The organism is Kineosporia babensis (assembly GCF_021129305.1).
GTDB lineage: Bacteria > Actinomycetota > Actinomycetes > Actinomycetales > Kineosporiaceae > Kineosporia > Kineosporia babensis.
In genome coordinates this window covers 56,761-83,726 of record NZ_JAJOMB010000005.1, presented here as the reverse complement: position 1 = coordinate 83,726, position 26,966 = coordinate 56,761, and the positions used below count along the sequence as shown (strand labels likewise).

18 protein-coding genes are annotated in these 26,966 nt (G+C 70.4%); 11 read left to right on the top strand and 7 right to left on the bottom strand.

Annotated elements, in window-relative coordinates; all coding sequences use genetic code 11:
• Nucleotides 1-16 precede the first annotated feature (16 nt).
• From LR394_RS11365 to LR394_RS11350, 4 genes are all read right to left on the bottom strand, one after another.
• On the bottom strand, nucleotides 17-1,516 hold the full coding sequence (locus LR394_RS11365) for a phytoene desaturase family protein (protein ID WP_231440757.1): 1,500 nt from the start codon (nucleotides 1,514-1,516) through the stop codon (nucleotides 17-19).
• Between the two features lie 3 nt (nucleotides 1,517-1,519).
• Nucleotides 1,520-2,605 (bottom strand): glycosyltransferase, encoded by a 1,086-nt coding sequence (locus LR394_RS11360; protein WP_231440755.1) that lies wholly within the window; start codon nucleotides 2,603-2,605, stop codon nucleotides 1,520-1,522.
• Between the two features lie 176 nt (nucleotides 2,606-2,781).
• Nucleotides 2,782-3,681: a carotenoid biosynthesis protein gene (locus LR394_RS11355; RefSeq protein ID WP_231440753.1), complete on the bottom strand. Its 900-nt coding sequence runs from the start codon at nucleotides 3,679-3,681 to the stop codon at nucleotides 2,782-2,784.
• Between the two features lie 149 nt (nucleotides 3,682-3,830).
• Nucleotides 3,831-4,601: a monooxygenase gene (locus tag LR394_RS11350; RefSeq protein ID WP_231440751.1), complete on the bottom strand. Its 771-nt coding sequence runs from the start codon at nucleotides 4,599-4,601 to the stop codon at nucleotides 3,831-3,833.
• A 154-nt stretch (nucleotides 4,602-4,755) separates the two neighbouring features.
• Between LR394_RS11350 and LR394_RS11345 the strand changes: the two genes are divergently transcribed.
• From LR394_RS11345 to LR394_RS11320, 6 genes are all read left to right on the top strand, one after another.
• Nucleotides 4,756-5,724: an o-succinylbenzoate synthase gene (locus tag LR394_RS11345; protein WP_407937031.1), complete on the top strand. Its 969-nt coding sequence runs from the start codon at nucleotides 4,756-4,758 to the stop codon at nucleotides 5,722-5,724.
• 444 nt (nucleotides 5,725-6,168) lie between these two features.
• Nucleotides 6,169-6,771: a DUF6504 family protein gene (locus tag LR394_RS11340; protein ID WP_231440747.1), complete on the top strand. Its 603-nt coding sequence runs from the start codon at nucleotides 6,169-6,171 to the stop codon at nucleotides 6,769-6,771.
• A 381-nt stretch (nucleotides 6,772-7,152) separates the two neighbouring features.
• Nucleotides 7,153-7,587, top strand: coding sequence for an SAV_6107 family HEPN domain-containing protein (locus LR394_RS11335; RefSeq protein WP_231440745.1), 435 nt, complete (start codon nucleotides 7,153-7,155; stop codon nucleotides 7,585-7,587).
• A gap of 7 nt (nucleotides 7,588-7,594) precedes the next feature.
• Complete coding sequence (locus LR394_RS11330) at nucleotides 7,595-12,721, top strand: DNA polymerase III subunit alpha (RefSeq protein ID WP_231440743.1); 5,127 nt, start codon at nucleotides 7,595-7,597, stop codon at nucleotides 12,719-12,721.
• Entirely contained in the window at nucleotides 12,718-14,073 is a 1,356-nt protein-coding gene (gene dinB, locus LR394_RS11325) for a DNA polymerase IV (RefSeq protein WP_231440740.1), read from the top strand. Before LR394_RS11330 ends, dinB begins: the two co-directional genes overlap by 4 nt.
• A gap of 73 nt (nucleotides 14,074-14,146) precedes the next feature.
• Entirely contained in the window at nucleotides 14,147-14,536 is a 390-nt protein-coding gene (locus tag LR394_RS11320) for a DUF3040 domain-containing protein (protein WP_231440731.1), read from the top strand.
• Between the two features lie 628 nt (nucleotides 14,537-15,164).
• On the opposite strand, the gene LR394_RS11315 is transcribed toward LR394_RS11320, so the two are convergent.
• The 3 genes from LR394_RS11315 to LR394_RS11305 are packed head-to-tail and all read right to left on the bottom strand — an operon-like array spanning nucleotide 15,165 to nucleotide 19,887.
• Nucleotides 15,165-17,534 (bottom strand): transglutaminase family protein, encoded by a 2,370-nt coding sequence (locus LR394_RS11315; protein WP_231440729.1) that lies wholly within the window; start codon nucleotides 17,532-17,534, stop codon nucleotides 15,165-15,167.
• Complete coding sequence (locus tag LR394_RS11310) at nucleotides 17,531-18,904, bottom strand: DUF58 domain-containing protein (protein ID WP_231440727.1); 1,374 nt, start codon at nucleotides 18,902-18,904, stop codon at nucleotides 17,531-17,533. Before LR394_RS11310 ends, LR394_RS11315 begins: the two co-directional genes overlap by 4 nt.
• On the bottom strand, nucleotides 18,901-19,887 hold the full coding sequence (locus LR394_RS11305; RefSeq protein ID WP_231441359.1) for an AAA family ATPase: 987 nt from the start codon (nucleotides 19,885-19,887) through the stop codon (nucleotides 18,901-18,903). Before LR394_RS11305 ends, LR394_RS11310 begins: the two co-directional genes overlap by 4 nt.
• 652 nt (nucleotides 19,888-20,539) lie before the next feature.
• Between LR394_RS11305 and mraZ the strand changes: the two genes are divergently transcribed.
• The 5 genes from mraZ to LR394_RS11280 all read left to right on the top strand — a co-directional run bounded on the left by mraZ (nucleotide 20,540) and on the right by LR394_RS11280 (nucleotide 26,788).
• Complete coding sequence (gene mraZ / locus LR394_RS11300; RefSeq protein ID WP_231440725.1) at nucleotides 20,540-20,971, top strand: division/cell wall cluster transcriptional repressor MraZ; 432 nt, start codon at nucleotides 20,540-20,542, stop codon at nucleotides 20,969-20,971.
• 540 nt (nucleotides 20,972-21,511) lie between these two features.
• Entirely contained in the window at nucleotides 21,512-22,561 is a 1,050-nt protein-coding gene (gene rsmH, locus LR394_RS11295; protein ID WP_407937030.1) for a 16S rRNA (cytosine(1402)-N(4))-methyltransferase RsmH, read from the top strand.
• On the top strand, nucleotides 22,558-23,049 hold the full coding sequence (locus LR394_RS11290; protein WP_231440720.1) for a hypothetical protein: 492 nt from the start codon (nucleotides 22,558-22,560) through the stop codon (nucleotides 23,047-23,049). The genes rsmH and LR394_RS11290 overlap by 4 nt, the downstream gene beginning before the upstream one ends.
• A 107-nt stretch (nucleotides 23,050-23,156) precedes the next feature.
• Nucleotides 23,157-25,175 (top strand): peptidoglycan D,D-transpeptidase FtsI family protein, encoded by a 2,019-nt coding sequence (locus tag LR394_RS11285; RefSeq protein WP_231440718.1) that lies wholly within the window; start codon nucleotides 23,157-23,159, stop codon nucleotides 25,173-25,175.
• Between the two features lie 32 nt (nucleotides 25,176-25,207).
• Nucleotides 25,208-26,788, top strand: coding sequence for a UDP-N-acetylmuramoyl-L-alanyl-D-glutamate--2,6-diaminopimelate ligase (locus tag LR394_RS11280; protein ID WP_231440717.1), 1,581 nt, complete (start codon nucleotides 25,208-25,210; stop codon nucleotides 26,786-26,788).
• The last annotated feature ends 178 nt before the right edge of the window (nucleotides 26,789-26,966 follow it).

Genomic DNA, 26,966 nt, shown 5'->3' with positions numbered 1-26,966 from the left:
GCGGGTTTTGTGCTGCTCAGGCCTTGCCTACGAGATCGGCGACGATGGCGGCCGACAACCCGACCAGGGGTAGCCCGCCGCCCGGGTGCGATGATCCGCCGACCAGGAAGAGCCCGGGAATCGGGCTGCGGTTGGCCGGGCGCAGGAAGGCGGAGCGAGCACCGTTGCTGCTGGAGCCGTAGATCGCGCCTCCGGTCGAGCGGGTGTCGCGCTCCAGGTCGGCCGGGGTTCGGATCTCCTTCCAGAGCAGGCGTTCGCGCACGTCCAGGCCGCGGCGGGCCATGATGTCGAGGATCTTCGTGGCGTAGGACTCGGCGAGATCGGGGGCGTCCCAGTTCATCCCTGTGGCCGGGTCGTGACGAGGGGCGTTGACGAGGACGAACCAGGCCTCGTGATCATTGTCGGGGCGCAGTTGCGGATCGTCGGGCGCGCTGATGTACACGGTGGGATCCGTTACCGGTGCAGGGGTTCCGGCCTGAGCGCCGGTGCCGAAGACGTGGTCGAACTCGGCGTCATAGTCGCCGGGGAAGAGCACGGTGTGATGCCTCAGACCGGGGGTGCGCCCGCGCAACGCCAGAAGCATGACGAATCCGGACAGCGAGGGCGCTGCCTTGTCAATGACCCGGCGGCCTCCGCGGCCCTCGGGGCCGGGCAGCAGATCCCGGTAGAGATGGGCGGCTTCGACGCCGGACACGACGACGTCGGCCGGCAGCACCTCGCCACTTTCCAGCCGGACACCTTCGACCTTGGGATCGGCCAGCACCTTCGCGACCGGTTCCGAGGTCCGGATCTTGACGCCGTGCGAGAGCGCTCGGTCGGTGATGGCGGCGCCGAGCTGCCACAGCCCACCAGGGATGTACCAGGCGCCGAAAGAGTGCTCCACGAAAGGGATCGTGGCGAGCGCGGCCGGAGCCCGGCGAGGATCGGAACCGGTGTAGGTGGCGTAGCGATCCAGGAACATGCGTTGCTCGGGTGCGCTCAGGTACTTGCGGCCGAGCCCGCGAAGACTGAGCCAGGGCGCGACGGTGCGGACGTCGGCCGGGTTGCGGGCCAGGCCGAGCAGCGTGCGGACACCGTTCAGCGGTGACTCGAGAAACGGGTCACGGGTCAGGTCCCAGATCTGGGCGGCCCGGCGATGGAAGGCCGTCCAGTCCTGCCCGGCCTTGGCACCGAGCGCCGCGGACCAGGCGCGGGAGACCCCGGCCGGGCCGTCGTTCGGAATGTCGAGTTCGAGGCCGCTCGGGAACCGGTAGTGGCAGGTCGGATCGAGCGGAACCAGTTCGAGTTCGGTCTCCAGCGGCTTACCGGTCTTCAGGAACAGGTCCCGGTAGACGGCGGGCAGGGTGAGCAGACTGGGGCCGGTGTCGAAGCCGAAACCGTCGCGGCGCAGGAGCCCGAGCTTGCCCCCGACCTGCGCGGCCTGTTCGAGCACGGTGACCTGATGACCCAGCGCCCCGAGCCGGGCCGCGGCCGAGAGCCCGCCGAGGCCGGCCCCGACCACGATGATCCTGGCCACGTGTCAGCGCCCCTGAGCCGGGCCGGTGGGGTCCACCACGGCGGCCCCGATCGGCCTGCCCCGCCAGGTCAGCTGCCCGCGGCTGCGGGCGTTGACGGACCGGGCGACCAGCCAGCCGAACACCGCGATCGAGGCCGGGTGCGCGAAAGCGTCGGGCAGGGAACGGCCACCGGTGCGCTCGGCCACCAGGTAACGACCGAGCACCCCGGCCAGGTAGCCGCTGAGGCCGGTGAGCGAACCGGTGAGCGCGGCCACCGGGGGAACCAGGTAGACCACCCCGAGCCCGGCGACCACGGCACCGGCGCCGGCCTTGGAGCCGAAGGCCGACCAGAGCGACTTGGCGTAACCGTTGCTCAGCTGCGGCCAGTCGCCGTACATCCGGCAGACCGCGAGCTGCGTGCCGTCGACCACGCCACCCTTGCCGCCGGCGGCCTTCACCGCCCGCAGCAGAGCGATGTCTTCCAGCACCGCGCCGCGCACGGACTGCGCGGAATGCCCACCGCTGTTGCGGTAGGCATCGGCGTCGACCACCAGGAACTGGCCGTTCGCGGCGCTCAGGCTGGGCTTCGGCGAACGCTCGGCCAGATTCAGCGGCAGCGTGGTGAGCCAGGACCACTGCAGCAGAGGCTGGACCAGACGCTCGCCGGCGCTGACGGTGAGCTGCCGAGGGTAGGGCGAGACCAGTTGCAGCTGAGAAGTTCTGAGCAGGTCTACGGCGGCGGCCAGGGCGTGCGGCGCGAACCGGACGTCGGCATCCACGAAGACGAGTACCGATCCGGTGGCGGCCTGCGCCCCGGTGGCACAGGCGTGGGGCTTGCCCAGCCACCCGGCCGTAGGTTCGCCGGCCTCGATCAGCCGGACCCGGGGATCACCGGCGGCGGTCTGGCGCACGACTTCGGCCGTACCGTCGGTGGAACCGTCGTCGATGACGAGGATCTCCAGGTCGGGCACCCGGATCTGGTCGAGCAGAGAAGCCAGGCCGGGCGCGACCCGATCGGCCTCGTTCCGGACCGGGAGCAGCACGGTGACGCGTTCGCCGATCTCGGCCGGATCATGGCTGGGCCGGCGCAGAGCCCGCAGATTCAGCACGGAATGGATGGTCAGCCCGACCGCGGCCAGGCTTCCGGTGCGGACCAGTCCACGCCAGATGCGAGCGGCTGCTCCCCGTTCAGGGTGAGCTGTGTCCCGCCTGCGCCGGGCTGCTTCTCGGCCCGAACGTCCGGATCGTGCATCTGCCCGCATGGCTGCCGCGTTCCCCCGTCCGGTCACCGTTCCCCACCGTTCTGCGCCGATGCTGCGCCTACACCGTCCGGATCGTCCTGACCGCCCGGGGCCGGCCCGGAGGCGGCAGCGAGCGCATCCTGTTCCGCTCTGGTGGCCGCGGCCAGCCGACGCAGATAGGGGAGCACGGTGAGGCCCATCACCAGCCCGCCGTACAACGCCACCCAAGGACGTCCGAAGAACACCAGATTGCCTACCGCCGAACCGATCCAGGTCCAGGCCAGCACCGCGGCCGCAGGCCACTCCCAGTCGGCCCGGCGGGTGGGGCGGACCGGCAGCGCCCGGTCCAGTGCCGCGATCATCACCAGCGAGACCAGCACCCAGCCCGCATAGTTGGTCAGCGGGATGCCGGGAACACCGGGCAGGTTCGGCGTCGGATCGGCGAAACGCCAGGCGTCCTGGGCAATCATCTGCGGGTCGAGGTACAGGTCCCACGAAGCCAGGGTGATCCCGCCGAACAGGATCGTGCGCAACCGGTTCGGGGTGCCGTCGGCGCCGGTGGCCAGCCTCCGCCCGAGAAGGAGCGCGGGGTAGGCGATCATCGTCCAGGCGATCGGCACCAGCACCGGTACGCCGACGAGCTGCAGGCCCAGCCGCTCGGTGTAGAGGTACTCACCGAACGGGTAGCCGGTCTTCACGCCGACTGTCTCGGCCAGCAGCCCGATCCCACCGGCCACCAGGAACAGCACCATCGCCCGCGGGATGTTCCAGCGCAGGGCCGCGTGCAGCAGCCCGGCCGAGGTCAGCAGCAGCACGCTGATCACGGTGACCGCCCGCAGCGCCTCGCCGGAGGTGAGCGGATAGCTGATCTGAGTGAGGATACCGGCGGCCACCAGCACGATCACCGCGCGAGAAGGAAGATCGCGGTTCCTGGTGATGGCCACCTGCTCCGATCTGAGGACCGCGGTTGCGGCCCGGCCTTGCTGTCCGGCCCGGCCTTGCTGTCCGGCCCGGCCTTGCTGTCCGGCCCGGCCTTGCTGTCCGGACCGGACGGATGCCGCCTCGGCCGGGCTCGGCCCGGTCGGCTGTCTGCTCACTTCTCCCACCGCCTGCTCGGGTCTGCGGTCATCCTAGGGTGCGGCTCACCCGGAACCGGCGCCGTGACAAGCGCCGGATCGCTCCGGAACCTGCCGAGGGTGCCGGTGACCGAGTGCACGGCGAACCGGGCGAAAAGCTCTTCCGAGTACCAGCGCTCGGGGCCGGTGCGGCGTACGACGTCGACGTGAGCGGCCCGGCGATAGGCGAAATCGTTCAGGGCGGCGGACGATTCCCACAGCGAGAACGTTCCCTGCAGGCCGATCGGGGCTTCCCCGATGCCGAGCGCCAGTTGCAGGCCGTCGACCGTGGCCAGTTCGCCGGAGACCGGTGGTACCGCTCTCCAGAACGACAGTGCCCGGCTGGGCCGCAGGCGAGCCCGGGTGATCGAGGCCACCGCAGTGCCGGTTTCGGCCTTCGCAGCAGCCGGTGAGCCGAACGGTTCGGTCCGGGCCCAGCGTCCTCTGCTGGAAAGAGGGCTCATCGTGATCTCCAGGCGCTCGGAGGCGATGTCGTTCCACCTCCGGTGCACTCGGCTCGAGCTGAAGGCGGCTGCCTGATCAGGGTTTTCCCACACGGTGAGCAAACCCCAGTGACAGGGGTCGGCGTCGCGCAGGGTGAAGGTGCGGCCGTCACCGGTACCGAGCAGTTTGGCGAAGCGCAGACCCGGCACGGACCGCAGGAGAAAGCGGTCCAGCCCCATCCTGAGCAGGGCCGAGGGCACCCGGGCGAGTGACACGCCCCAGACGGTGAGCACTACATGGACCATGCCTGCTCCACCACCTGTTCTGCCGCAGCCTTCATCCTGCTCTCCTCACCACTGACCGCCACCCTACGCGGGCGCACCGACAGTCTTGCGGCGGGCGTAATCTGCCCAGGTGACGGCAGAGACGGACGTGCAGGTGGTGCCCTACGCGATCGGGATGACCGACCGGTTCCGAGGCATCACGGTCCGGGAGGGCGTCCTGCTCTCCGGCCCGGTCGGCTGGGGCGAGTTCTGCCCGTTCCCCGAGTACGACGACACGGTGGCCGCCCGCTGGCTGGCGACCGCGGTAGAGGCCTGCACCGTCGGCTGGCCGGCGCCGTTGCGGCAGGACATCCCGGTGAACTGCATCGTGCCCGCGGTCAGCCCCGAGCGGGCGGTCGAACTGGTGCTCGCCTCCGGCTGCGCCACCGCGAAGGTGAAGGTGGCGGAGCGGCCGGACTCTCTGGCCGAGGACGTGGCCCGGATCGAGGCGGTGCGCTCGGCGCTGGGCCCGGGCGGTGCGATCCGGGTGGACGCGAACACGCGCTGGGACGCGGATCAGGCGGTGCGGGCGCTCCGGCAGCTGGTCAGGGCCGCCGGCGAGCTGGAGTACGCGGAGCAGCCCTGCCGCACGGTGGAGGAACTGGCCGAGGTGCGCCGCCGGGTGGATGTGCGGATCGCCGCGGACGAGTCGATTCGGCAGGCGGCGGACCCGACCCGGGTGCCGCTGGGCGAGGCCGCCGACGTCGCGGTGATCAAGTGCACCCCACTGGGCGGTGTGCGCCGCGCGCTGGAGGTGGCCGAATCGACCGGGCTGCCCTGCGTGGTCTCGTCCGCGCTGGAGACCAGCGTGGGTCTGGCCGCCCAGGTGGCGCTGGCGGCAGCTCTTCCGGAACTACCGTTCGCCTGCGGGCTGGGCACCGTCTCGCTGTTCCGCGAGGACGTGGTTGCGCCCGGCGAATCGCTGCGCCCCCAAAAGGGTTTCATCCGGGTCCCGGGTGCAGCGCTGGTTCCCGACGCAGCTGCGCTGGCTTCGGTGCAGATGTCCGACCCGGTACGTCGTGCCTGGTGGCGGGCCCGGCTGGAACGCGCGGTGGACGGGCTGCCGCAGCCGTCGGCTGCTCCGATCGGATGGCGTCGCACCTAGGCCTGCCCTGGACCGGCCCTGCCGTTCCGGACCATGATCCGACCGCGGCCTGCAGCGCTCACTTTGTGTATCCGATCGAGTTCTCAGTGTCGCCGGAACGAGGGTCGCGTTGCGGTTGACGGACTCCCGGGAGGCCGGTGTACATTCGAACCGTTCGAACATCTGTTCGAACGGGCTCGCCAGGGATCACAGCGCGCCGGCTGCCCCGGGTGAGTAGGTCGACGACGAGGTGAACTCGACCCCACCTCGTCGTCGACCGTCCCGGTGTCATGTCTCGCCGGTCCGTGGAGCAGGGGGAGACCACGGATCGGTGAATCGCCCGCCTTCCCCCGGGCCCGGTCGCGTCGTAAGGGTTTTCGTGCGACGCACCGGTTCAGCGTCAGTTTCGGTCGGCACAACGGACTCCAGTCGGCAGCGGTAGCGGGAAGCGCAGGTGCAGAGCAGATGGCTCGTCGGGTGAGCGAATTGGTCGATGTCCGGGTTGTCCAGGAGGAGGGGGACGCGCCGATGGCCTTCCTCTGGCGCGGGCGTCTCTACGTGGTGCGTGGAGTGCTCGGGCACTGGCGGGAGCGGCGCGACTGGTGGTCCACCGCTGCGGCGCGCGCCCTGCACGGTGATGAATGGTCGGCCGAGCGGCCGGTGCGGTCCGAGGAGGAGCCCTCCTTCGCGGCCTGGTCCGCAGGCCCGGCCGGGGCCTGCGGTGAACTGCCCGGCGGGGTGTCCGGTGGTGCTCCGGGGGCGGTGGCCGAGCGGCGGGCGTCTTCGCACCGTTCGCACGAAAAGCACTACGGCGGAGGACATCGTCGCTCGCACGGCCGCTCGGTCGTGACTGAGCGCGGTGGGCGGTCCGGGCCGGGCGCGGTCGGCCCGGAAGGCTCCGGCGGCACCGAGTCGCCTCAGGAGTTCCTGCTGGACACCGAGTGCGAGGTCTGGCGGGTGGAGGCAAGCACCGGCCGGGCCTTCGGCAGCGGGGTGTATGACCTCTCCCGCACGCCGTCCACCACGCCGGCGACGGACTCCTGGCGCCTGCTCCAGGTCGCCGATTGAGTTCGCCGGGGACACGGGCCTGAGATGGCCGATCCCGGAAGCGGTTCGGGGCAGAAGGATTCTGCGCCCTCGCAGTCCGCGGCCAGGAAGGTCAGGAAGACCAGCAAGGCCGAGAAAGCCGAAGCAGCCAGGAAAACCAGAGGAGCCACCGGCTCCGGCGAGACCGGACCGGCCCGGGAGACCGAGCCGGCCGACGAAACCGGATCGGCCGCAGACGACGGGCCGACCGGGAAAGCCGGTAGCACCGGGCCGAACGAGGCAGTGCCGCAGCCGCCACTGTCTCGTCCGCCTTCCTTTCACCCAACCGGCTCCGGCTCCACGCCTGCTCCGCCCGTTCACCCGTTCGATCGTCCCGAAAGCTTTGACCATGAGGAGGCCGACATGTCGGCGACCACTCTGGCTCGGCCGCCCGTCTCCACCGCGGCCCGGATGCTGCTCGACCGTTCTCGCACCGGCCTGACCCAGGCCTGTGCCTCACGTACCCCGTCGGAGCGGTACGTCACCGCGCACCTTGCCGCTCTGCGGGCCGCCGCCGCGGTCCTGGCCGTACGCAGCCGTCCCGGCGGCCGAGGCGGGCCCCGCAGCGTCTGGGAAGTCATGCCCCGGGTGGCGCCCGAACTGGGGGAGTGGGCCTCGTACTTCGCCTCCACCGCCTCGCGTCGCGCCGCCATCGACGCCGGCCGCACCGGCGTGGTCAGCGCCGCCGAGGCCGACGACCTGCTCCGAGACGCCGAGGCGTTCCATCACCTGGTCGAGTCGACGCTCGGCCTGCCCTACCAGCAGGTGCTCCCGTTGAGCCTGCCGAGCTGCGAATGACCACGAGATGTCACACCGCTTCACCCACCTGCACGTCGCCTCCGGGTACTCGCTCCGGTACGGCGCATCGAGCCCGCTTCAGCTGGTCGAACAGGCCTGCGCCGAAGGCCTGACGTCACTTGCCCTCACCGATCGCGACGGCCTGTACGGCGCGATCAAGTTCGTCAAGGCCTGCAACGGCGCCGGCATCTCACCGGCACTCGGCGTGGACCTGGCCGTCGAGCCGATACTGCCGGGGGGCCGGCGCCGGCCCCCCGGATCAGGTGTACCGGAACCCGCTCGCCGGGCCCCGGTGCGGGGCGGCGCCAGCGTGGACCCTCGTCTTCCCCGGGTCACCGCGCTGGCGCTGGCCTCCGGCCCTGGCACCGGACTGCAGCCGGGCCAGGGCTGGGGACACCTGTGCCGTCTGGTCACGGCCACCCACCTGCGAGGGGAGCGCGGCCGCCCGGTCGCCACCATCGACCTCATCGCCGAGCACGCCATGATCAGGGAGAGCTTCGGGGAGGAAACCCCGCGATCGCTCGGAGAGCCGGCCCTCATCGTCCTGCTCGGGCCGGACTCGGAATACGGCCGGGCGGTGCTGGCCGGCCGAGCTGATCTGGCTCGCGCCGTACTGGAACGCTGGCAGGCCGTGCTGCCGCCCGCCGGCCTGGCTGTCGAGATCGTCTGTCACCGCGGACCACAAGGAGCTCCGGCCAGCCTCGGGCACGCGGCCCGGATGCTGAACCTGGCCCGGCAGATCGGCGTGCCCACCGTCCTCAGCAATGCGGTCCGGCACGCCACCCGTGACGGCGCCGTGACGGTCGACGTCCTCGACGCCGCCCGTCGGCTGGTCGCCATCGGCTCGCGCCACCTCGACCGCACCACCAGCGAGGGCTATCTCACCGGTGAGGCCGAGATGGCCTGCCGGGCACACGAGATCGCCGAGGCAGCAGGCGATCCCGCTCTGGCCGGGCAACTGCTGGCCATGACCGAGGCCCTGGCCGAGCGCTGTCTGCTGCCGCAACCCTTTCAGGAGCTCGACCTCAACAGCGCTCACCTGCCGGAACCCGAAGTGCTCGACCTGGTGGGTAAGGACCCCGACGCCGAGCTGGAACGACGCTGCCGCGAACAGATCCCCGCCAGGTACCCCCGCCCGGGTCGCGACGAGGCTCTCAAGATCGAGGAACGGCTTCACGAAGAGCTCGACCTCGTCCAGTTCTTCGGCATCCCCACCTACTTCCTCACCATCGCGAACGTCTGCGATCTGATCCGGGGCATGGGGGTGCGCGTGGCGGCCCGCGGCTCCGGGGCCGGCAGCCTGATCAACTACCTGCTGGGTATCTCCGGCGTCGATCCGCTCCGGCACGACCTCCTGATGGAGCGCTTCATCACCCGGCTGCGCTCCCAGCTGCCCGACGTCGACCTGGACGTCGAGTCCGACCGGCGCACCGAGGTGTACGAGAGACTGCTCGAGGTCTTCGGCGGCGACCGGGTCAGCTGCGTCTCGATGATGGACACCTACCGGGCCCGTCACGCTATCCGGGATGTCGGTGCCGTCCTGGGCATGCCACCGGGTGAGATCGACACCATCGCCAAGTCCTTCCCCCACATCCGGGCCCGGGATGTGCGCTCGGCCATCTCGGAACTGCCCGAGCTACGTGCTTCCGGCCTCGGTCACCCCCGGCTCGGCCTGTTCTTCGACCTGGTGGAACGGCTGGACGGGCTGCCCCGGCACATCGCCCTGCACCCGTGCGGGGTGCTGATCTCCGACAACGGCCTGCTCGATCGCACCCCGGTCGAGGCGAGCTGGATGGGCTTCCCGATGAGCCAGTTCGACAAGGACGACGTCGAGTTCCTCGGCCTGCTCAAGCTCGACATCCTCGGGATCCGGATGCAGTCGGCGATGTCCTACGCGATCACCGAGATCGCCCGGGTCGACGGCGCCGACACGATCACGGCCGGCCGGCACGACCGGGGCGCGGACTACTTCGACCCGAACGGCACGATCATTCTTGACGCGGTGCCGCACGACGACCCGGCCACCTTCGCCCTGATCCAGAGCACCCGCACGCTCGGCTGCTTCCAGATCGAATCGCCCGGCCAGCGGGAACTGGTGGGCAAATTCGCCCCGGAATCTTTTCACGACCTGATCATCGACATCTCGCTGTTTCGCCCCGGCCCGGTGAAGTCCGACATGATCACCCCTTTCCTGCGCGCCCGCCAGGGCTGGGACGAACCCGAATACCTCCATCCGATCCTCAAACCTGTACTCGAGGACACCTGGGGCGTAGTCGTTTTCCACGAGCAGGTCATGCAGATCGTCAGCGTCAGCACCGGCTGTGATCTGGCTACCGCAGACGGATTCCGGCGCGCCATGGGCGTGCCCGCCGAGGCCGAGAAGAACGAGAAATGGTTCCGGCACCACGCGGCCCGATTACGGTATTCCGACGGCAAACCGGTCTTCGACCAAGAGGCAATCGAGCGAATCTGGGATGTTCTCAAGGCTTTCGCCTCCTTCGGATTCTGTAAGGCCCACGCCGCCGCCTTCGCCCTGCCCACTTACCAGTCGGCCTGGCTCAAGGCGCACCATCCGGCGGCATTTCTGGCCGGTGTCCTCACTCACGATCCGGGTATGTACCCCAAGCGCCTGATCCTTGACGATGCACGCAATTTCGGCATCAGCGTGCTGCCGCTCGACGTGAATCATTCCGACAGCACATATCGAGTAGAGAAAATAGTGGACGAGTGTGCTCCGGAAAGCGCACCGGTGAAGTCGGGTGGCGGGTCCCGGCAAGACGAGACGGGCCCAGGTGAGAAGGATGTGAGCGGAACTGATTCGGCCTTGCAGGCCGAATCTGTCGGCCAGCAGGAAGAATCGATCGTCTGGGGGCAGGAGGGACGGCCCGTGGCCCAGGAGGAGTCGCGGGTCGCATTCTTGCCCTCCGAGACGGAGCTTGAGGCGTCGCTTTCGTCACCCCGAAACCTTCCGGACGGCAGCCCTTACGGCATCAGGATCGCCCTGGCCGAGGTGAAGGGAATCAGCGAGGCCGAAGTAGAGCGCATCGTCGCCAACCGCCCCTACCGTTCCCTGGCCGATTTCTGGCACCGGACAAGGATTTCCCGCCCGATCGCGGAGCGCCTCATCGTCACCGGCGCCTTCGACTCCATCTACGCACTGGGCGACGCGCTCGCTGTGCAACCCCGCGGCCACACCACCCGTCGTGACCTCCTGCTCCAGCTTGCCGACCTGGAACGTTGGAGCAAAGCCCTGGACAACAGCATCCCCAGGAAGAAGCGCACCCTTCGCAAGGAACTCCTCGGCGGGATCCATAACCGCGCAGGGCTGAACGACGCATCTCTGAACGGGGTGGCTCTGAACCGCACGGGCCTGAACAGCACACGTCTGAACCACAGAGATCCGATGAGCAGAAGCCTGGGTGCCGTTGGAGGCCCGGGACGCCGGGGTCCAGAGATCGAAGTCCAGGACCGCCGTGACCAGAGCGGCTGGGTTTCAGTTGGCGAGAACCAAGAAGACCAAGATCAGGACGGCCGGGATCGGGGCGGCCGGGATCGAGATGGCCGGGGCCAGGAAGACCGAGGTCGAAGTGACTGGGGGCAAGGCAACCGGGAACTGGGCAACTGGGAACTGGGCAACTGGGAGCAGAGCGGAGGAGGTCAAGGCCGCGACCAGAGTGGCTGGGGCCGAGACAACGTGGCGCGAGGCGGCCGGGACCGGGACGAGTTGACCCAAGACGACCGGGAACGAAGCAGCCGGGCCCCAAGCAGCCGGGGCAACCATGACCGGGACGCCCGGGACGCCCGGGACGCTCAGGACACCGAGAGCAGCCGTAACAGAGGCAGCACCGGCAGCAACCGGGACAGCAGCAACCGGGACAGCAGTGGAGTCCGATACGCCGCCGCCCTGCAGTCCCGCTCGGCCGCTCCGGTGCTCCCGGCCGATGAGCAGTCCGTCCAGCTCTCCCTCGACCTCGGAGACTCCCCGGACCAGATCATCCCCAGCGGACTGCCAGAAATGACCAACGCCGAACGCACCCGAGCCGAACTCGAAGTACTCGGGCTGGACGCCAGTCGTCACGTGCTCGAGTTCTACGAGCCGATGCTCGAGGCGCTCGCCGTAACCCGGGCCCGTGACGTACGCACCCGCCGCAGCCGCGCCGAGATCCTCATCGCAGGGGTCAAGGTGGCCACCCAGACCCCGCCGATCCGAACCGGGCGCCGGGTCGTCTTCCTCACCCTCGACGACTCGACCGGTCCGGTGGACGCCACCTTCTTCGAGGATGTTCAGGGGCCGTACGCGAGCACGGTATTCCACTCCTGGCTCCTCGTGGTTCGGGGAGTGCTGCGCAAGACCGGAAGACGTGGGGTGTCGCTACGGGCAACCGGAGCCTGGGAACTGCCGGTGCTCTGGGAAGTCTGGATGGAGTCCGGGCTGGACGGCGTGCTGGAGATCCTGCACGCCGACGAGCCCACCGAACGTCAGGCCCGGCGGCCGCTGCCCAGCAGACTGCCCGCCACCGCCTTCCACGCGGGCATGGTCCCGGCCGACGCAGGTGGACCGACACCTGGCCGGGTCCTGGGTATCAGCCGCGACGACGGTGCACTGCCCGGCGCCGAGCCCAGAGACTGGGAGGCCCAGACCGGTCTGCCCAGCGGTGACCGCGAAGGCACCGGTGTACGGATACCCGGCGCCCCGAACCGATCGGCGGGCAAGAGGCAGACCAGCGATGCGCCGAGCCCCGCCGCTGCCGGTAACGGCGGAACCGAAGAGATCAGGAGCCGGAGAGTGCTGGTGCACCCCAGCGGCTTCCGCCAGTCCCCGTACGCCGACCTCCGCCCGCCCGGCGGCGACACCAAGCAAACCCGGCAGATGCTGGCCGCCGAACATGAACGCCGCCGTGAGAGCCCGCCCGGCCGCGGGACCCAGTCCGGCCACGAGACTCAGCTTGGCAATGAGAGCCAGCCCAGCCGTGAAGACCAGTCTGGTCATGGAAGCCAACCCGGCCCCGGCGACCATCCCGATCAGCCCAACCAGGAGTCCCTCCAAAAACAACACCGCCAAGAAGCAGCCCGCCGCCGTCGTGAGCCACCCCGCAAGCTCTGGCACTCCAGCCCCGGAAGCTCCGGCCGTTGAGCCGCCACCCCTACCACCGCTCCGGCGCCGCACTCTCCGGCGACGATTCCGGCTGCCGGATCCTGCACGCCGACATGGACGCCTTCTACGCCTCGGTGGAGCTGATCGACCGTCCGGCGCTTCGTGGTCGCCCGGTCATCGTCGGCGGTGGCGGCCGCGCGGTCGTTCTCTCCGCCTCCTACGAAGCCCGGCGCAGCGGCATCCACGCCGCCATGCCGATGAGCCGGGCCCGACGCCTCTGCCCCGAGGCCGTCGTGATCGAGCCCGACCACGACCGCTATGCCGAGGTCTCGCACGGCGTGATGGAGGTATTCCGCTCCGTCACCCCGCTCGTCGAGCCGCTCAGCCTGGACGAGGCCTTCATCGACGTCTCCGGGGCGGTACGCCGGATGGGCAGTCCTTCCCGGATCGCCGCCCTGATCCGCGACCGGATCGCCGACGAGCAGCGGATCACCTGCTCGGTCGGGATCGCCACCACCAAGTTCGTGGCCAAGCTCGCCTCGGCCCAGGCCAAGCCGGACGGGATCCTGGTGATCCCGCGGGACGAGACGGTCACGTTCCTGCACGGTCTGCCGGCCGGCGCGCTGTGGGGCGTGGGGGAGAAGACCGAGCAGGCGCTCGGCCGGCTCGGGCTGCTCACCGTGGCCGACATCGCCCACACCCCGGCCGCCACCCTGCGCCGGGCGCTCGGTGACTCGGTGGGCCGCCAGCTCCACGACCTCTCCTGGGGACGTGATCCTCGTCCCGTGGTGCCCTGGCAACCCGAAAAGAGCATCGGCAACGAAGAGACTTTCGGCACAGACGTCGACGACCCAGAGGTGATCGGGCGCGAGCTGCTGCGGCTCAGCGAACGGGTCGCGGCCCGGGCCCGGGCCGCCGGGCTGATCGGCCGGACCGTGGTGATCAAGATCCGGTTCGCCGACTTCACCACGATCACCCGTTCGCGCACGCTGTCCGAGTACACCGATCTGGCGCGCGTGGTGCACGCCACGGCGCTCGGCCTGTACACCCGTCAGGGTTTCGACCGCGCTCGATTACGGCTGGTGGGGGTGCGTTTGGAGGGATTGGTGGAGGCCTCTGCGGGGCACCATCAGCTGACCTTGGACGAGCGCCCGCTCGGATGGCGGGAGGCCGAGCGAGCGATCGACCGGGCCAGCGCCCGCTTCGGCGCCGGGGCGGTCCGGCCCGCCAGCCTGGTGGCGCAGCCCACATCCGAGGAGGACACTACGCAGCAGCACCCCGCCCCCCGTTCCGGCCCCGCTCGGGGTCCCCTCCGGTATCAAGCCCCACCTTCGTATGGACGAGAATGGGGAGACCATCCGGGTGGGATAGCCGATCGGCTTTCGCGGTAGGCGAGTGCGACCTATTCTGTGACCATCGCCGGAACGCATGTGGAACGACCGGTGTGACCGTCAGGAGGTCGAAGTGCCGCTCTCCGATAACGAGCAGCGTCTGCTTGAGCAGATGGAGCGCGCGCTCTATGCCGAGGATCCGAAGTTTGCCTCGGCAATGCGTGGCGCCAACCGACGGCCAGGGGCCGGTCGGCGGCTTGCTATTGGGGGCACGGGTATCGTGCTCGGGCTCGTAGTGCTCGTCTTTGGCGTGGCCAACAACAACATCCCGATCGGGGTGCTCGGCTTCGTCTGCATGCTGGGTGGTACGGCCTATGCCGTGTCCAGCAAGCGCAGAGGTCCAGTAGGCGTGGTCAATGCGGCCGGCACGGTCCGTCCCCCGGTGAAACGCAACAACCGCAGCAAGGCGAGCTTCATGCAACGTCTGGAGCAGCGGTGGGATCGTCGCCGGGACGAACGCTGACCCGGCGCCGCAGCACGGCATGAAAGATGCTGGATAGCAGGTGGCCCCGCCTGGCGGGGCCGGCAAGCTGAATGCAGGTTCATGTAGGCGGTACCGCATCACGCGGTACCGCCTGGTGCTGTTTGCCGCTGTACGCAAGCGGGTCGTCGTACGCAAGCAGGCCGCCCGACACGAGCGAACCGCCCGGCGCAGGCTGGTCGAGCTGCAGGCGGGAGGCCTTCCACGCCAGATCATGCCCGATCGGCAGCCGGTGTGGGCGAAGCGCGCGTGATCCTGAGGCAAACAAGAAGACGTCCGTCGCGGACCTGACGAGCCCGGAACCGGCCCGGACAGCGACCTTTCGTGATCGCCCGGAACTCCTCGTGATCATGGTCGGGAGGGCCCGCTCCCACAGCCCGCTGTCGGCCGGCGACCGATGGTCCGGACATGCGGCTTTAGGACGTCTGTGGTCAAGGGCCAGACCAGCTCCACGGACGATGGTGGCTGAGGAGGACAACCGGACGCAGCCACTCACCAGCCAGCGCGCGACACCTGAGCTCACGGTGATCGAAAGCAAACCGATCGAGGCTGTCTCCAACCCCCACCAGCGCACCGAGCGCCCGACGCCCACAAACGTCTGTAAGCACTCCTAGGAACTCGCGCCGACCTTCGCCCGCGCAGCCGAATCCTCGTCGTCCGAGGAGCCAGACCCCCGCTGGAACTTCGACGTGACCCAAGCTCCCAGCCCAGCCAGAGCGCTCAGCCCGGATGCCGGCCACAACCGCGCCCGCCACCGCGTCTGCGAGGACTTCTGCACCGCCACGGCCCCAACGATCAGCGCCACATCCTGCTTCCGCTCCTCCGCCGACCGGCCGTCCAGATCCGAAGGCGGCGCGTAGAGCGCGTCTTCCAGCTCTGCCACCAGCCGGTCCAGCGCCTCGGCCTGTTCCGGCGCGAGCTGGTAATCGTCGTTCAACCGCTGCCGCACCGCTCGCGGCGTCCAGGAAGCAGCCCAGCGCACCCCGATATCGCTCAACCCCAGCCGCAGATCGTCCCAGGCGGCCGCCGCCAGCGCAGGCGGCGTCTTGGCCTGCTTCCAGCGCCGCCGGGCCGCCAGCGCAGAGGCCGTGCGGGGAGTGGCCAGGACGAGCAGAAGCACCAGCACCGCCACTACCGGCTGCCAGGGAACGCTGAATCCGCCCGACGACTGGGTGGCCGTGGCCGCAGCTTCCTCCTCCGGGGTCTGCGTCTCGGCGGCGGCGCCTTCGTCCTCCTGGCTGTCCTCCGGCGCGGTGGTCGTGCTGGTGTCTTCCTCGGTGGTGGTGCCGTCTTCCTCCGACTCCGGGACCGTCCACTCCGGCGCGGCCTGACCATCGCGCGGGGTGGGCTCGAAGCGCGTCCAGCCGACGCCCTGGAAGTACAGCTCGGGCCAGGCGTGGGCGTCGCGGGAGGAGATGATCCGGGTGTTCTCGCTCTGCACGCTGCCCGGCAGGAAGCCCACCGCGACCCGGGCCGGGATGCCGAGCTGACGGGCCATCACGGCCATCGTCGAGGCGTAGTGCACGCAGTAGCCGACCCGCTGGTCGAGGAAGTCCATGATCGCCGAGGCGCTGCCGTCGCCCTGCTCGTTCTGCGGCGCCCGGGTGTCGTAGCGGAAGCCACCGTCGCGCCGGAAGAAGTCCTGCAGCCGGACCGCCTGCTCGTACTGGCTGCCGCCGCCGGCCACGTCGCGGGTGATCTCCTCGATCGACTCCGGCATGTCGTCCGGCAGCTGGGTGTACTTCTCGACGATCTCCTGGGGCGGGCTGCCCGCGTTGGCCAGCTGCCGGGAGTTCGGGGTGACGTTGAGGAACGACACCCGGTACTCGGCCTGGGTGGTGTCCACCTTGTTGCCGATCACGTTCAGCGTGTCCGGGTCGTACAGCCACTCGCCGTCCAGACCGCTCACCTGGACGGTCGGGTAGGGCAGCGGCAGGTAGGTCTCGCGCAGCCGGTAGATCTGGATGTCGGAGGTGGCCGACTCGGTGGTGACCGCGGCGGTCAGGCCGGGGGCCGAGGGCATGCCGTCGTTGATGTTGTTGGCCCGCGGGATCTTCTTGCCGCTGGGCTTCCAGGTGCGCCCGTCGTACTCGTCGGCGGTGACGATCCGCAGCGGCTCCGGGTTGGCGACGGTGGTGGTGTACTGCAGCAGATCGGTGTCCACCGGGTCGTTCAGGTCGCGGCGCATGTCCAGGATCGGGTTGATCCGGGTGATCACGGTGCCGCCGGAGCCGTCCCCGTCTCCGGACCCGCCCAGCAACTGGTTGTCCAGGCCCGGGATCACCGCGGGGATGGCCACCGCGACGGCCACCGCGGCCAGGCCCACCCGGCGCCCACCTCGGGCCAGGGCGGTGTCGCCGCCCGGCCGGGCGGCGGTGCGTTGCCCGGCGGAGGCCAGGACCCGGCCCCAGGCGCGCACGCGGTCCCCGGCGTCGGCCGACAGCAGGAGCAGGAATCCGGCGGCGGCGACCAGGAACAGGTACCAGGGGAGGCCGTCCTCCAGCAGGGCGGCGGGCACGCAGTACATGGCCAGCAGCGGCAGCCCGGCCAGCGCGGGCTGGCGGAAGGTGGTGGCCAGGATGTCGACCGCGAGGGCCACCAGCCCGGCGCCGCCGGCGACCAGCAGCACGATGCCGCGCTCGGCGTCCACCGGGGGCGACTGGCTCTGGGTGACGTTCATCCCGGCCTGGAGCATCTCCTGCAGCGCCTGCACGGCCCCGGGCGGGTTGATCAGCTCACCCCGGGCGAACAGCACCACCACGGCCAGGAACAGCAGCACGGTCTGCAGCCCGACCACAGCCGGCCACCAGCCCCGGGCCAGCTGCCGCCCGACGATGCCGGAGACCATCACGGTGAGCACCATGATCGCCGCGGCGAACAGCCAGGTGCCCCCCTTGACCAGCGGGGCCAGGGTGAGCGCGGCGACCAGGCTGGCCGCCGCGGCGGTCACCGCCATCCGTTCGTCGGATCCGTTCGTCATGCCAGCAGCCGCCCAAAGCCGTCGCCAGAACCGTTCACATGGCCATTAGTAGACGCCGAAGCTGTGCCGGGGGGAATCCGCGGTGCAGTGATCTCGACGCCGGTGTCCACCGTCGTGCCGGCCGCCCCGCTCCAGACATCGGCGATGGTCTGCTGCGGTCCGGCCTCGACCACGGCCCAGCCGCCCTCGCGCAGCAGGTTGCGGGCGCGTTGCCGGTCCTCCTGCGAACCGCGGGCCGATCCGGCCGACCACTGCGGGGTGTTCAGCAGGACGGCGATCCCGGCCCGGCCGGCCAGCCCGAGCTCGCCCAGCTTCAGCGCCACCGTCTCGTCGATCTCGCCCAGCACCGCGATGATCAGCCCGTCGCCGCCGGCCCGGTGCAGCACGCCGATCGCGTCGTCCAGCACCTCGTCGTCGGCGGTGTGCACGGTGGCCAGCCGCTCCAGCAGCTCGCTGGAGGCCTCGCCGGAGTGCGGGTTGGACCAGTTCGCGGGGGAGCCGTCGGTCAGCAGGCGGATGCCGTGCTTCTCCTCGGCGAAGTGCACCGCCACCGACGCGGCCGCGCTGACCGCCCACTCGAACGACGAGGTCGGCCCCTCGCCGCGGTGTGAGCGAGCCCTGGTGTCCAGCAGCACCGTGGCGCGCATCTGCCGGGGCTGTTCCTCGCGGCGCACCATCAGCTCGCCGCGCTTGGCGGTGGAGCGCCAGTGCACCCGGCGCAGGTCGTCACCCTCGCGATACTCCCGGGTGGCGATGTCGTCCTCGCCGCTGACCGCGGCGGCTCGGGCCAGCGAGTCGCCGGCGCCGCCCCAGGTACCCCCGGCGGTGAGCGGGACCAGCGGGTACAGCCGGGGCACCACGGTGACGTGGTCGTTGCCGGTGAACGAGCGGGTGAGCTCGCACATCCCGAACGGATCGGTGACCCTCAGCCGCAACGGGCCGATCGGGTAGCGCCCGCGCATCGCGGCGGTGAGCGAGTAGGTGACGGCGGCGCGTTGCCCGCCGGGCATCCGGTCGAGCACAAATCGTGGGGGAGCCCCGAGCGCGGGCGGCACCCGGTCCTCGGCCAGCAGCACCCGGGTCCGGATCGAGGCCAGGTTCTGCAGCTCCAGCCGCACCCGCATCGGCGCCCCGACCGAGACCCGGGCCGGGGTGGTGGTCCGGGTCAGGCCGATCCGGTAGTGCGCCCGGGTGAGCATGTACACGCAGGCCAGCGGCAGCACCAGGAGCAGCACGGCGATCCGCAGCAGGTCCTGGCGGCCGAGCACGACCGCGCAGATGCCCGAGGCCACACCCGCCGAGAGGAAGGAACGGCCTCGGGTGGTCAGCCCGGACAGTGCCGCTCGGGCCCGGGTGACCATGGACCTCATGCCGGCCAGGCGGTGCTGGCGGTGGCGCGCGGGGCGGGCACCGGGACCTGGCCCAGGATCGAGCTCAGGACGTCGGCGGGGGTACGCCGGGCGAGCTGGGCCTCGGCGCTGGGCATCAGCCGGTGGGCCAGCACCAGCGGGGTCAGGGCCTGCACGTCGTCCGGGATGACGTGGCCGCGACCGCTCATCGCGGCCCGGGCCTTGCTGGCGCGCAGCAGCTGCAGCGCCGAGCGCGGGGAGGCACCCAGGCGCAGCTCCGGGTTCGAGCGGGTGGCCCGGACCAGGTTGACCACGTACTCCTTGATCCCGTCGGCGGCGTACACCGCGCGGCTGACCGCGATCAGCGAGCGCACAGTGTTGGCGTCGCAGGCCGGGCGGACCACGGCCAGCGGGTCGTGCTCGCCGTGGTGGCCGAGCATGTCCAGCTCGGCGTGGGCCGAGGGGTAGCCCATCGAGACCCGGGCCATGAACCGGTCGCGCTGCGCCTCGGGCAGCGGGAAGGTGCCCTCCATCTCGACCGGGTTCTGGGTGGCCACCACGATGAACGGGCTCTCCAGCCGGTGGGTGACGCCGTCCACCGTGACCTGATGCTCCTCCATGCACTCGAGCAGGGCGGACTGGGTCTTCGGGCTGGCCCGGTTGATCTCGTCGCCGACCACGATGTTCGCGAACACGGCGCCCGGCTTGAACTCGAAGTCGTGCCGTTCCTGCCGGTAGATGCTGACCCCGGTGACGTCGCTGGGCAGCAGGTCGGGAGTGAACTGGATGCGCTTGACCGAGCAGTCGACCGCCCGGGCCATCGCCTTGGCCAGCATCGTCTTGCCCACCCCGGGCACGTCCTCCACCAGCAGGTGCCCCTCGGCCAGCAGCACGGTGACAGCGAGGTCGACCACATCAGGTTTGCCCTCGATGACCGACTCGATCGCTGACTTGATAGCTCCGGTCACCCCGGCGAGGTACTCCAGTTCCCGCGGGCCGGCCATGGTCGTCACGTGTGCAGCCTCCGTGCCTCCCGGTCCGTGGCCGGGGGTACCTGTCGTCCGGGTAGGCCCGGCAGTCTCATGCAGTCTGATGCGCTTATCGGTGCAGTGCTTGGTGCCGATCAGTCTCTCAAACGCTGAGGCATCGTGCAGCGTCCCTGAGGGGTGCCCGCGGCCGGGCCGGTGGTCAGTTATAGAGCAGAACTTGAGGACGGTTACCCGCCCGGGTGCCGACGCTCACCCTGCGCAGTGGCCGGGTCACCGGGGGCTCTCGCCCCCACAACCCACCACCTGCGGGCGTTCGGGTACCCACCTTCCCCCACCGCGGGCGTCCTTCATCTTCCCGCACCCCCACTTCGCCCCACGACGGCCCGCCCGAACGGGCGCAAGGGCCTGCGAAGGGGACATATGACCGATCGGGTGGCTCTTGTCAAGGCTGTGGATGACACCCGGTCGGAAACCTTCCCCACTTCCGCCCCTGTGCCTGTGACCTGCACGTTCGTGCAGGTGGCGGCTGTGGAATCCGCCGTTCCGCCATTGCGTGTGGGGGGAAGTGGAGTAATGTGGAGGCCACTGGAGCGGAGAGGAGTTTCACGGATGACGCCTCACGCTCCAGCTGCTCTGAATAGGGAGGGGCGAGGAGAGGGGACCGCCGATGTTCCTCGGCACCCACACACCTCGCCTCGACGACAAGGGCCGGCTGATTCTTCCGGCCAAGTTCCGCGAGCAACTGGAGGCAGGGGTGATCGTGACCAGAGGGCAGGAGCGTTGTCTCTACGTCTTCCCGGTCGACGAGTTCTCCCGGATCGCCGGCCAGTTGCGTCAGGCTCCGGTGACCAGCAAACAGGCCCGCGACTACCTACGGGTGTTCCTCTCCGGAGCGTCCGACGAGGCGGTCGACAAGCAGGGCCGGGTCACCATCCCGGCCATGCTGCGGACCTATGCCGGTCTGAACCGCGACTGCGCCGTGATCGGCGCGGGGGAGCGGATCGAGATCTGGGACCTGGCGGCGTGGGAGTCGTACCTCAGCGAGCAGGAACAGGCGTTCGCCGAGCAGGCCGAGGAAGTCGTCCCCGGGTTGTTCTGATGCACATGTCACCCCGCAGGAGCACCAACCCGAGCGAGCGTCCGGCCGCTTCCCCGGCCGGCCCACCGAACCACCGACTGTCCCGACGACGTGCCGCGTGCACTCCTGACCTCAGCAGAACCGCCGAGCTCCTTCCGGCCGGCCCACGCCGGGCCGGATAGGGCACTGCGGACGACGAGCAGAACTCCAGTGCTGGACAACCGGCCGGTCCGACTCGCCGACGATGAGGTCTCCAGCCGCCCGAGGCGTCCTGACACACCTTCCCCGGTGTCAGGCCGCAGTTCGGTCGGAGCGGATGGAGACCTGATCGCCGGACGTCGGTCCCGGACCGGCTCCGGTGGCTGTCGAGTCCGGCCGGCGTCACCGGTACCCAGCCGGCGAGGGCGGAGGGCGATCAGCTCGAGCTTCTGACTCCCGCGTGGCTTCCTGCCCGAAGCCCACCAGCACCCGGCCACGGACGGCCGGGTGCCTTCCCGTCCCCGAGGGGAGGTCGCGATGACCCGCCCTGAGCGCCCCGAAAGCTCTGAGAACACCACGAAGATGCAGCACGAAGACACCGCCCAGGCGCACGAGCGCCACGTCCCCGTCATGCGCGATCGTTGCGTCGAGCTGCTGGCCCCGGCCCTGGCCGATCCCGGCTCGATCGTGGTGGACGCCACGCTCGGGATGGGCGGGCACAGCGAGGCCCTGCTGACCGCCTGCCCCCAGGTCACGCTGGTTGGGATCGACCGCGACCCGCAGGCCCTGGAGCTGGCGGGCCGCCGGCTGGCGCCCTTCGGCGAGCGGGTCCGGCTGGCTCACGCGGTCTACGACGACATCCCCCAGGTGCTCGAGGACCTGGGGATCGAGCAGGCCGACGGCGTCCTGATGGACCTGGGCGTCTCCTCACTGCAGCTGGACGAGGCGGACCGGGGGTTCGCCTACTCCGTCGACGCCCCGCTGGACATGCGGATGGACCAGAGCACGGGGATGTCCGCGGCCGAGGTCCTGAACACCTACGACGCCGGGGACCTGGTCCGGGTCCTGCGCGACTACGGCGAGGAACGGTTCGCCAAGCGCATCGTCTCGGCGATCGTCCGCGAACGCTCGCAGCGGCCCTTCACCACCAGCGCCCGGCTGGTCGATCTGATCCGGGACAACGTGCCCGCCGCCACCCGGCGGACCGGGGGCAACCCGGCCAAGCGCACCTTCCAGGCACTGCGGATCGAGGTCAACCAGGAGCTGGAGGTTCTGGAGCGGGCGGTTCCTGCGGCGGTGGACGCGCTTGCGGTCGGCGGCCGGATCGCGGTCCTGGCCTACCACTCGCTGGAGGACCGGATCGTCAAGCAGACGTTCGCCGAGCAGGTCCGCAGCACCACCCCGCCGGGGCTGCCGGTGGAACTGGCCGAGCACGCACCGCGGATGCAGCTGCTGACCCGGGGCGCCGAGGTGCCGCCGGAGACGGAGAACGCCGAGAACCCGCGGGCGGCCTCGGCCCGGCTGCGGGCGGCCGAGCGGTTGCGCCCGGCCCCGAAGTCCTCAGGATCGGGCAGGTTTTCGGCAGGTGACAAGGCGGGCTACCGCAGGCGACGGGGAGGGGACGCAGCATGAGCACCAACACCGCGACCGCAAGGGTTGCGACGGACCATCTTTCGGGGGCGGCCGCAGCCGCGGCCCGGGTTCGTCAACCCGCCCGGCCGCCGGTCCGTGCCGTCCGTCCCCGGCTGCGGGTGGTGCCCGCGCCGCGGCGCTCGGCTGCCGGGTTGGCGCTGTTCTGCGTGGGTCTGCTCGGGACCGGCCTGCTGATGCTCCTGCTGCTCACCATCAGCATCGGTGAAGGCGCCTACGAACTGCGGGAACTGAAAGACCAGCAGCGCGAGCTGGCGGAGCAGCGGCAGGCGCTGACCGAGCAGGTGCAGCAGCAGGCCGCGCCCGGCCGGCTGACCGCCGAGGCGCGCAAGCTGGGCATGGTGCCGGCGCCGAACCCGGTCTTCCTGAACCCGGACAACGGCAGTGTGAAGGGTGAGCCCGAGGCCGCTACCTCGCCGCCGACCCCGGAAAAGAGCGACGACACGCAGACGGGTGAGCCGTCGCGATGAGCCCCAGAGGTAGCGGCGCCGCCGCTCGGTCCGGGGCCGAGTACCCGCGAGGGGCGGGCCGTTCCGCTACCAGTTCCACTGCCAAGAAGACGGCGAAGAAGCCGGCGGTGAAGAAGCCGACGGTGAAAAAGGCTGCGGTGAAGAAGGCCGCGGCGAAGAAGCCGGTGGCCAAGAAGAAGGCCACGGCGAAACCGGTCGCCCGGAAAAGTGTTCCGCGGCGCCCGGTAGCGCGCAAACCGGTCAAGAAGGCCAAGGTGCTGACCCGGTCGGCGCTCGGCCCAGTGGCGAGAACTGCTCGGGCGCAGAAGAAGCGGCGCCGGTCGGGTTCAGGTGGTCCGCGGGGCCCGCGCGGGCCACTGCTGAACCTCGGCCCGCCGCGGGCCGGTGCCCCGGACGCCCGGCTGCGGCTGACCGCCGCCGTGGTGGTGCTGATCTTCGTGGTGCTCGCCGGAAGACTGGTGCAGCTGCAGACTTTCGAGTCGGAGAAACTCTCGGCCGAGGCGCTGGACAACCGGATGCGCACCGAGACCCTGTACGCCCACCGCGGCGACATCCTGGACACCGAGGGCACGGTGCTGGCCACCACGGTGGAGCGCCGGCACATCACCGTCGACCAGACCCTGGTGCCGCTGTACAACAAGTACGCCAAGGTGGCGGAGAGCGAGAAGGGCGTGGCGGCGGCCGCCCGGGCCCTGGCCCCGGTGCTCGATCTGCCGGTGGCCGACGTCCAGAAGTCGCTGGAGGGCACCAAGCGGTTCGGGTACGTGGCCAAGAGCGTGGAACCCACGGTCTGGCGCGATGTCTCGGCCCTGCGGATCCCCGGCGTGATCGGGGTGCAGGCCAGCCGGCGCACCTACCCGGCCGGTTCGGTGGCCTCCAACGTGCTCGGTTTCATCAACAGCGAGGGCAAGGCGGTCTCCGGGATCGAGAGCTCGCAGAACGAGCTGCTGCACGGCACCGACGGCGAGTCCAGCTACGAGCGCGGCTCGAACGGCCAGCCGATCGCCACCGGGGTGAGTTCGCAGACCGACCCGGTGGACGGCAAGCAGGTTCAGCTCACCCTCGACCGGGACCTGCAGTTCAAGGCGCAGGAAGCCCTGGAGAAGGTGGTGAAGAGCTCCAAGGCCGACTCCGCCCAGCTGGTGGTGATGAAGCGGACCGGCGAGATCCTGGCGCTGGCCGACGTGCCCACCTTCGACTCCAACTCGCCCGGCAGCTCCAAGGTCGAGAACCGCAACAACCGGGCCCTGCTGGACGTTTTCGAGCCCGGCTCGACCAGCAAGGTGATCACCGCCGCGGCCGCCCTCGAGGAGGGCGAGGTGGAGCCCACCACGCCGATGAAGGTGCCCTACCTGCTGGACCGGGGGGCGGCCGGGCAGATCCGGGACTCGCACGAGCACGAGACCGAGAAGCTCACTTTCGCCGGGGTTCTGGCCCAGTCCTCGAACACCGGCACGGTGATGGTCGGCGAGAAGATGAGCTCGCAGACCATGTACGACTACCTGACCAAGTTCGGCCTGGGCAGCAAGACCGGGGTGGGGCTGGCCGAGTCGGCCGGCATCCTCGGCACCCCGCAGGATTGGGACGGGCGGACCCGGCTGAACGTGATGTTCGGGCAGGGGCTCTCGGTCACCGCGCTGCAGTCGGCCAGTGTCTTCGCCACCGTCGCCAACGACGGGGTGCGGGTGCAGCCGAAGCTGATCAAGGCGGTCACCGGGGCCGACGGGCAGCTCGAGGCCGAGCCGGCCGGGGAGAAGACCAGAGTGATCAGCCAGAAGACGGCCGAGGACCTGAGGCTGATGCTGGAGAGCGTGGTCAGCGAGGACGGAACGGCGGTGGACGCCGAGATCCCGGGCTACCGGGTGGCCGGCAAGACCGGTACCGCTCAGCGCTACAGCGCGGAACTCGGCCGTTACGACGGGTACACGGCCAGTTTCGTGGGGATGGCCCCGGCCGACGACCCGGAGCTGGTGGTCGCGGTGTTCGTGCAGAACCCGACCAAGGGTCACTACGGCGGAACCGTGGCCGGGCCGGTGTTCCAGCGGATCATGACTGATGCGCTGATCTCGCAGGGGATCGAGCCGAGCGGGGCCAAGAAGCGCCAGTTCCCGCTCACGTGGTCCTGACCGGTAGCCAGAACCGGATAGCCTCGACCACCGTGCCGGTCCCGCCGCGCGATCCCGCGCCCGCTCAATCCTTAGCCGACGTCGCCGACGTCCTCGGTACCACCGTGCCGCAGGCCTGGAGTGACGTCACGATCACCGGTGTCTGCCTGGACTCCAGAGCGGTGCAGCCGGGCGACCTCTACGCCGCGCTGCCCGGTGCGCGTACCCACGGCGCGAAGTTCAGCGCCGGGGCCGCGCAACTGGGCGCCACCGCGGTGCTGACCGATCCGGAGGGCGCCGAGCTGGCCGCCGAGAGCGGTCTGCCCCTGGTGGTGGTGCCGAACCCCCGCGAGGTCCTGGGTGGCCTGGCGGCCTGGGTGTTCGGCCGGCCCGCCGAGCAGATGCTGATGTTCGGCGTCACCGGCACCAACGGCAAGACCACCACCACGTTCCTGCTGGACGGGGCGCTGCGGGCGGCCGGGCGGCGCTGCGGCCTGATCGGCACGGTGCTCACCCGGATCATCGACGAGCAGGTGGACAGCGTCCGTACCACCCCCGAGGCCCCCGATCTGGCCGCGCTGATGGCGCTGATGCTGGCCCGTGGGGTGGACGTCTGCTCGATGGAGGTCTCCAGCCACGCCCTCACCCTGGGCCGGGTCGACGGGATCCGGTTCGACGTGGCCGGCTTCACCAACCTCTCGCAGGACCACCTGGACTTCCATCCCACGATGGAGGACTACTTCGCGGCCAAGGCCGAGCTGTTCACCCCGCAGCGGGCCCGGCAGGGCGTGATCTGCGTGGACGACGAATGGGGGGTCCGGCTCGCCCGCGAGTCCGCCGTCCCGGTGGTGACTTTCGCCACTAAGCCCGGTGTCGAAGCCGACTGGAGGGTGGCCGAGGCCGATCCCCAGGAGGGCGGCACCGACTTCGTCCTGGTGGGCCCCGGTGGCGAGAAGGTGCTGGGGCACTGCCCGCTCCCGGGCGACTTCAACGTCGCGAACACCGTGCTGGCGCTGCTGATGCTGGTCGCTTCCGGCACTCCCGCCGTCGATGCGGCCCGTCAGCTGGCGGCCGCCCCGGCCGTTCCGGGGCGGATGGAGCAGGTCGCCAGCGCCCCTCTGGCGGTCGTGGACTACGCCCACACACCCGACGCCGTAGCCACCGCTCTGAAGGCCCTACGGCCCGCCCGTAAGGGCCTCCTGGTGATCGTTCTGGGTGCCGGGGGAGACCGCGACCGGGCCAAGCGCCCGAAGATGGGCGCCGAGGCTGCCTTCCACGCGGACGTGGTCGTGGTGACGGACGACAATCCCCGCTCCGAGGTACCGGCCGAGATCCGGGCTGCGGTGCTCGAAGGGGCACGAACGAACCTGGACGCCGGTTGCGGGCTCACCGAGGTCGTCGAGATCGCCGACCGGCGCCGGGCGATCGAGGCCGCCGTCGCGTACGCCGGCCCCGAGGGAACCGTCCTGGTGGCAGGCAAGGGGCACGAGCGAGGTCAGGACATCGCCGGGGTGGTGCACCCGTTCGACGACCGGGAGGTGCTCGCGGACGTGATCGCCCGGGCCGACCTGAGCCTGACCGGCCCGGCTGCGGACCGAGGTCCCGATCGGCTCCCGGAAGGGCGGAACCGGTGAAGCAGGCCCCGCCCCGGCTCGGTACGGTGAGCGCCGGACGATGCGCCCCCAGGACTTGCGGGGGTCCGTCCAGCTGATGTCCGGCATGCGCGCAATCCCCCGTTGCACCGCCCCGAAACACCGCACGTACCCGAAGCCGCCGATCCCCGGTCGGCGCCGAACGAGAGAGACCGAGGCA

What these genes read in the sequence shown, in the direction of transcription:
- LR394_RS11350 (WP_231440751.1), bottom strand. Translation starts at nt 4,601, where the DNA reads ATGGTCCATGTAGTGCTCACCGTCTGGGGCGTGTCACTCGCCCGGGTG.
- LR394_RS11345 (WP_407937031.1), top strand. Translation starts at nt 4,756, where the DNA reads ATGACCGACCGGTTCCGAGGCATCACGGTCCGGGAGGGCGTCCTGCTC.
- LR394_RS11340 (WP_231440747.1), top strand. Translation starts at nt 6,169, where the DNA reads ATGGCTCGTCGGGTGAGCGAATTGGTCGATGTCCGGGTTGTCCAGGAG.
- LR394_RS11335 (WP_231440745.1), top strand. Translation starts at nt 7,153, where the DNA reads ATGTCGGCGACCACTCTGGCTCGGCCGCCCGTCTCCACCGCGGCCCGG.
- LR394_RS11330 (WP_231440743.1), top strand. Translation starts at nt 7,595, where the DNA reads ATGTCACACCGCTTCACCCACCTGCACGTCGCCTCCGGGTACTCGCTC.
- LR394_RS11315 (WP_231440729.1), bottom strand. Translation starts at nt 17,534, where the DNA reads ATGACGAACGGATCCGACGAACGGATGGCGGTGACCGCCGCGGCGGCC.
- LR394_RS11310 (WP_231440727.1), bottom strand. Translation starts at nt 18,904, where the DNA reads ATGAGGTCCATGGTCACCCGGGCCCGAGCGGCACTGTCCGGGCTGACC.
- LR394_RS11305 (WP_231441359.1), bottom strand. Translation starts at nt 19,887, where the DNA reads ATGGCCGGCCCGCGGGAACTGGAGTACCTCGCCGGGGTGACCGGAGCT.
- mraZ (WP_231440725.1), top strand. Translation starts at nt 20,540, where the DNA reads ATGTTCCTCGGCACCCACACACCTCGCCTCGACGACAAGGGCCGGCTG.
- rsmH (WP_407937030.1), top strand. Translation starts at nt 21,512, where the DNA reads ATGCAGCACGAAGACACCGCCCAGGCGCACGAGCGCCACGTCCCCGTC.
- LR394_RS11290 (WP_231440720.1), top strand. Translation starts at nt 22,558, where the DNA reads ATGAGCACCAACACCGCGACCGCAAGGGTTGCGACGGACCATCTTTCG.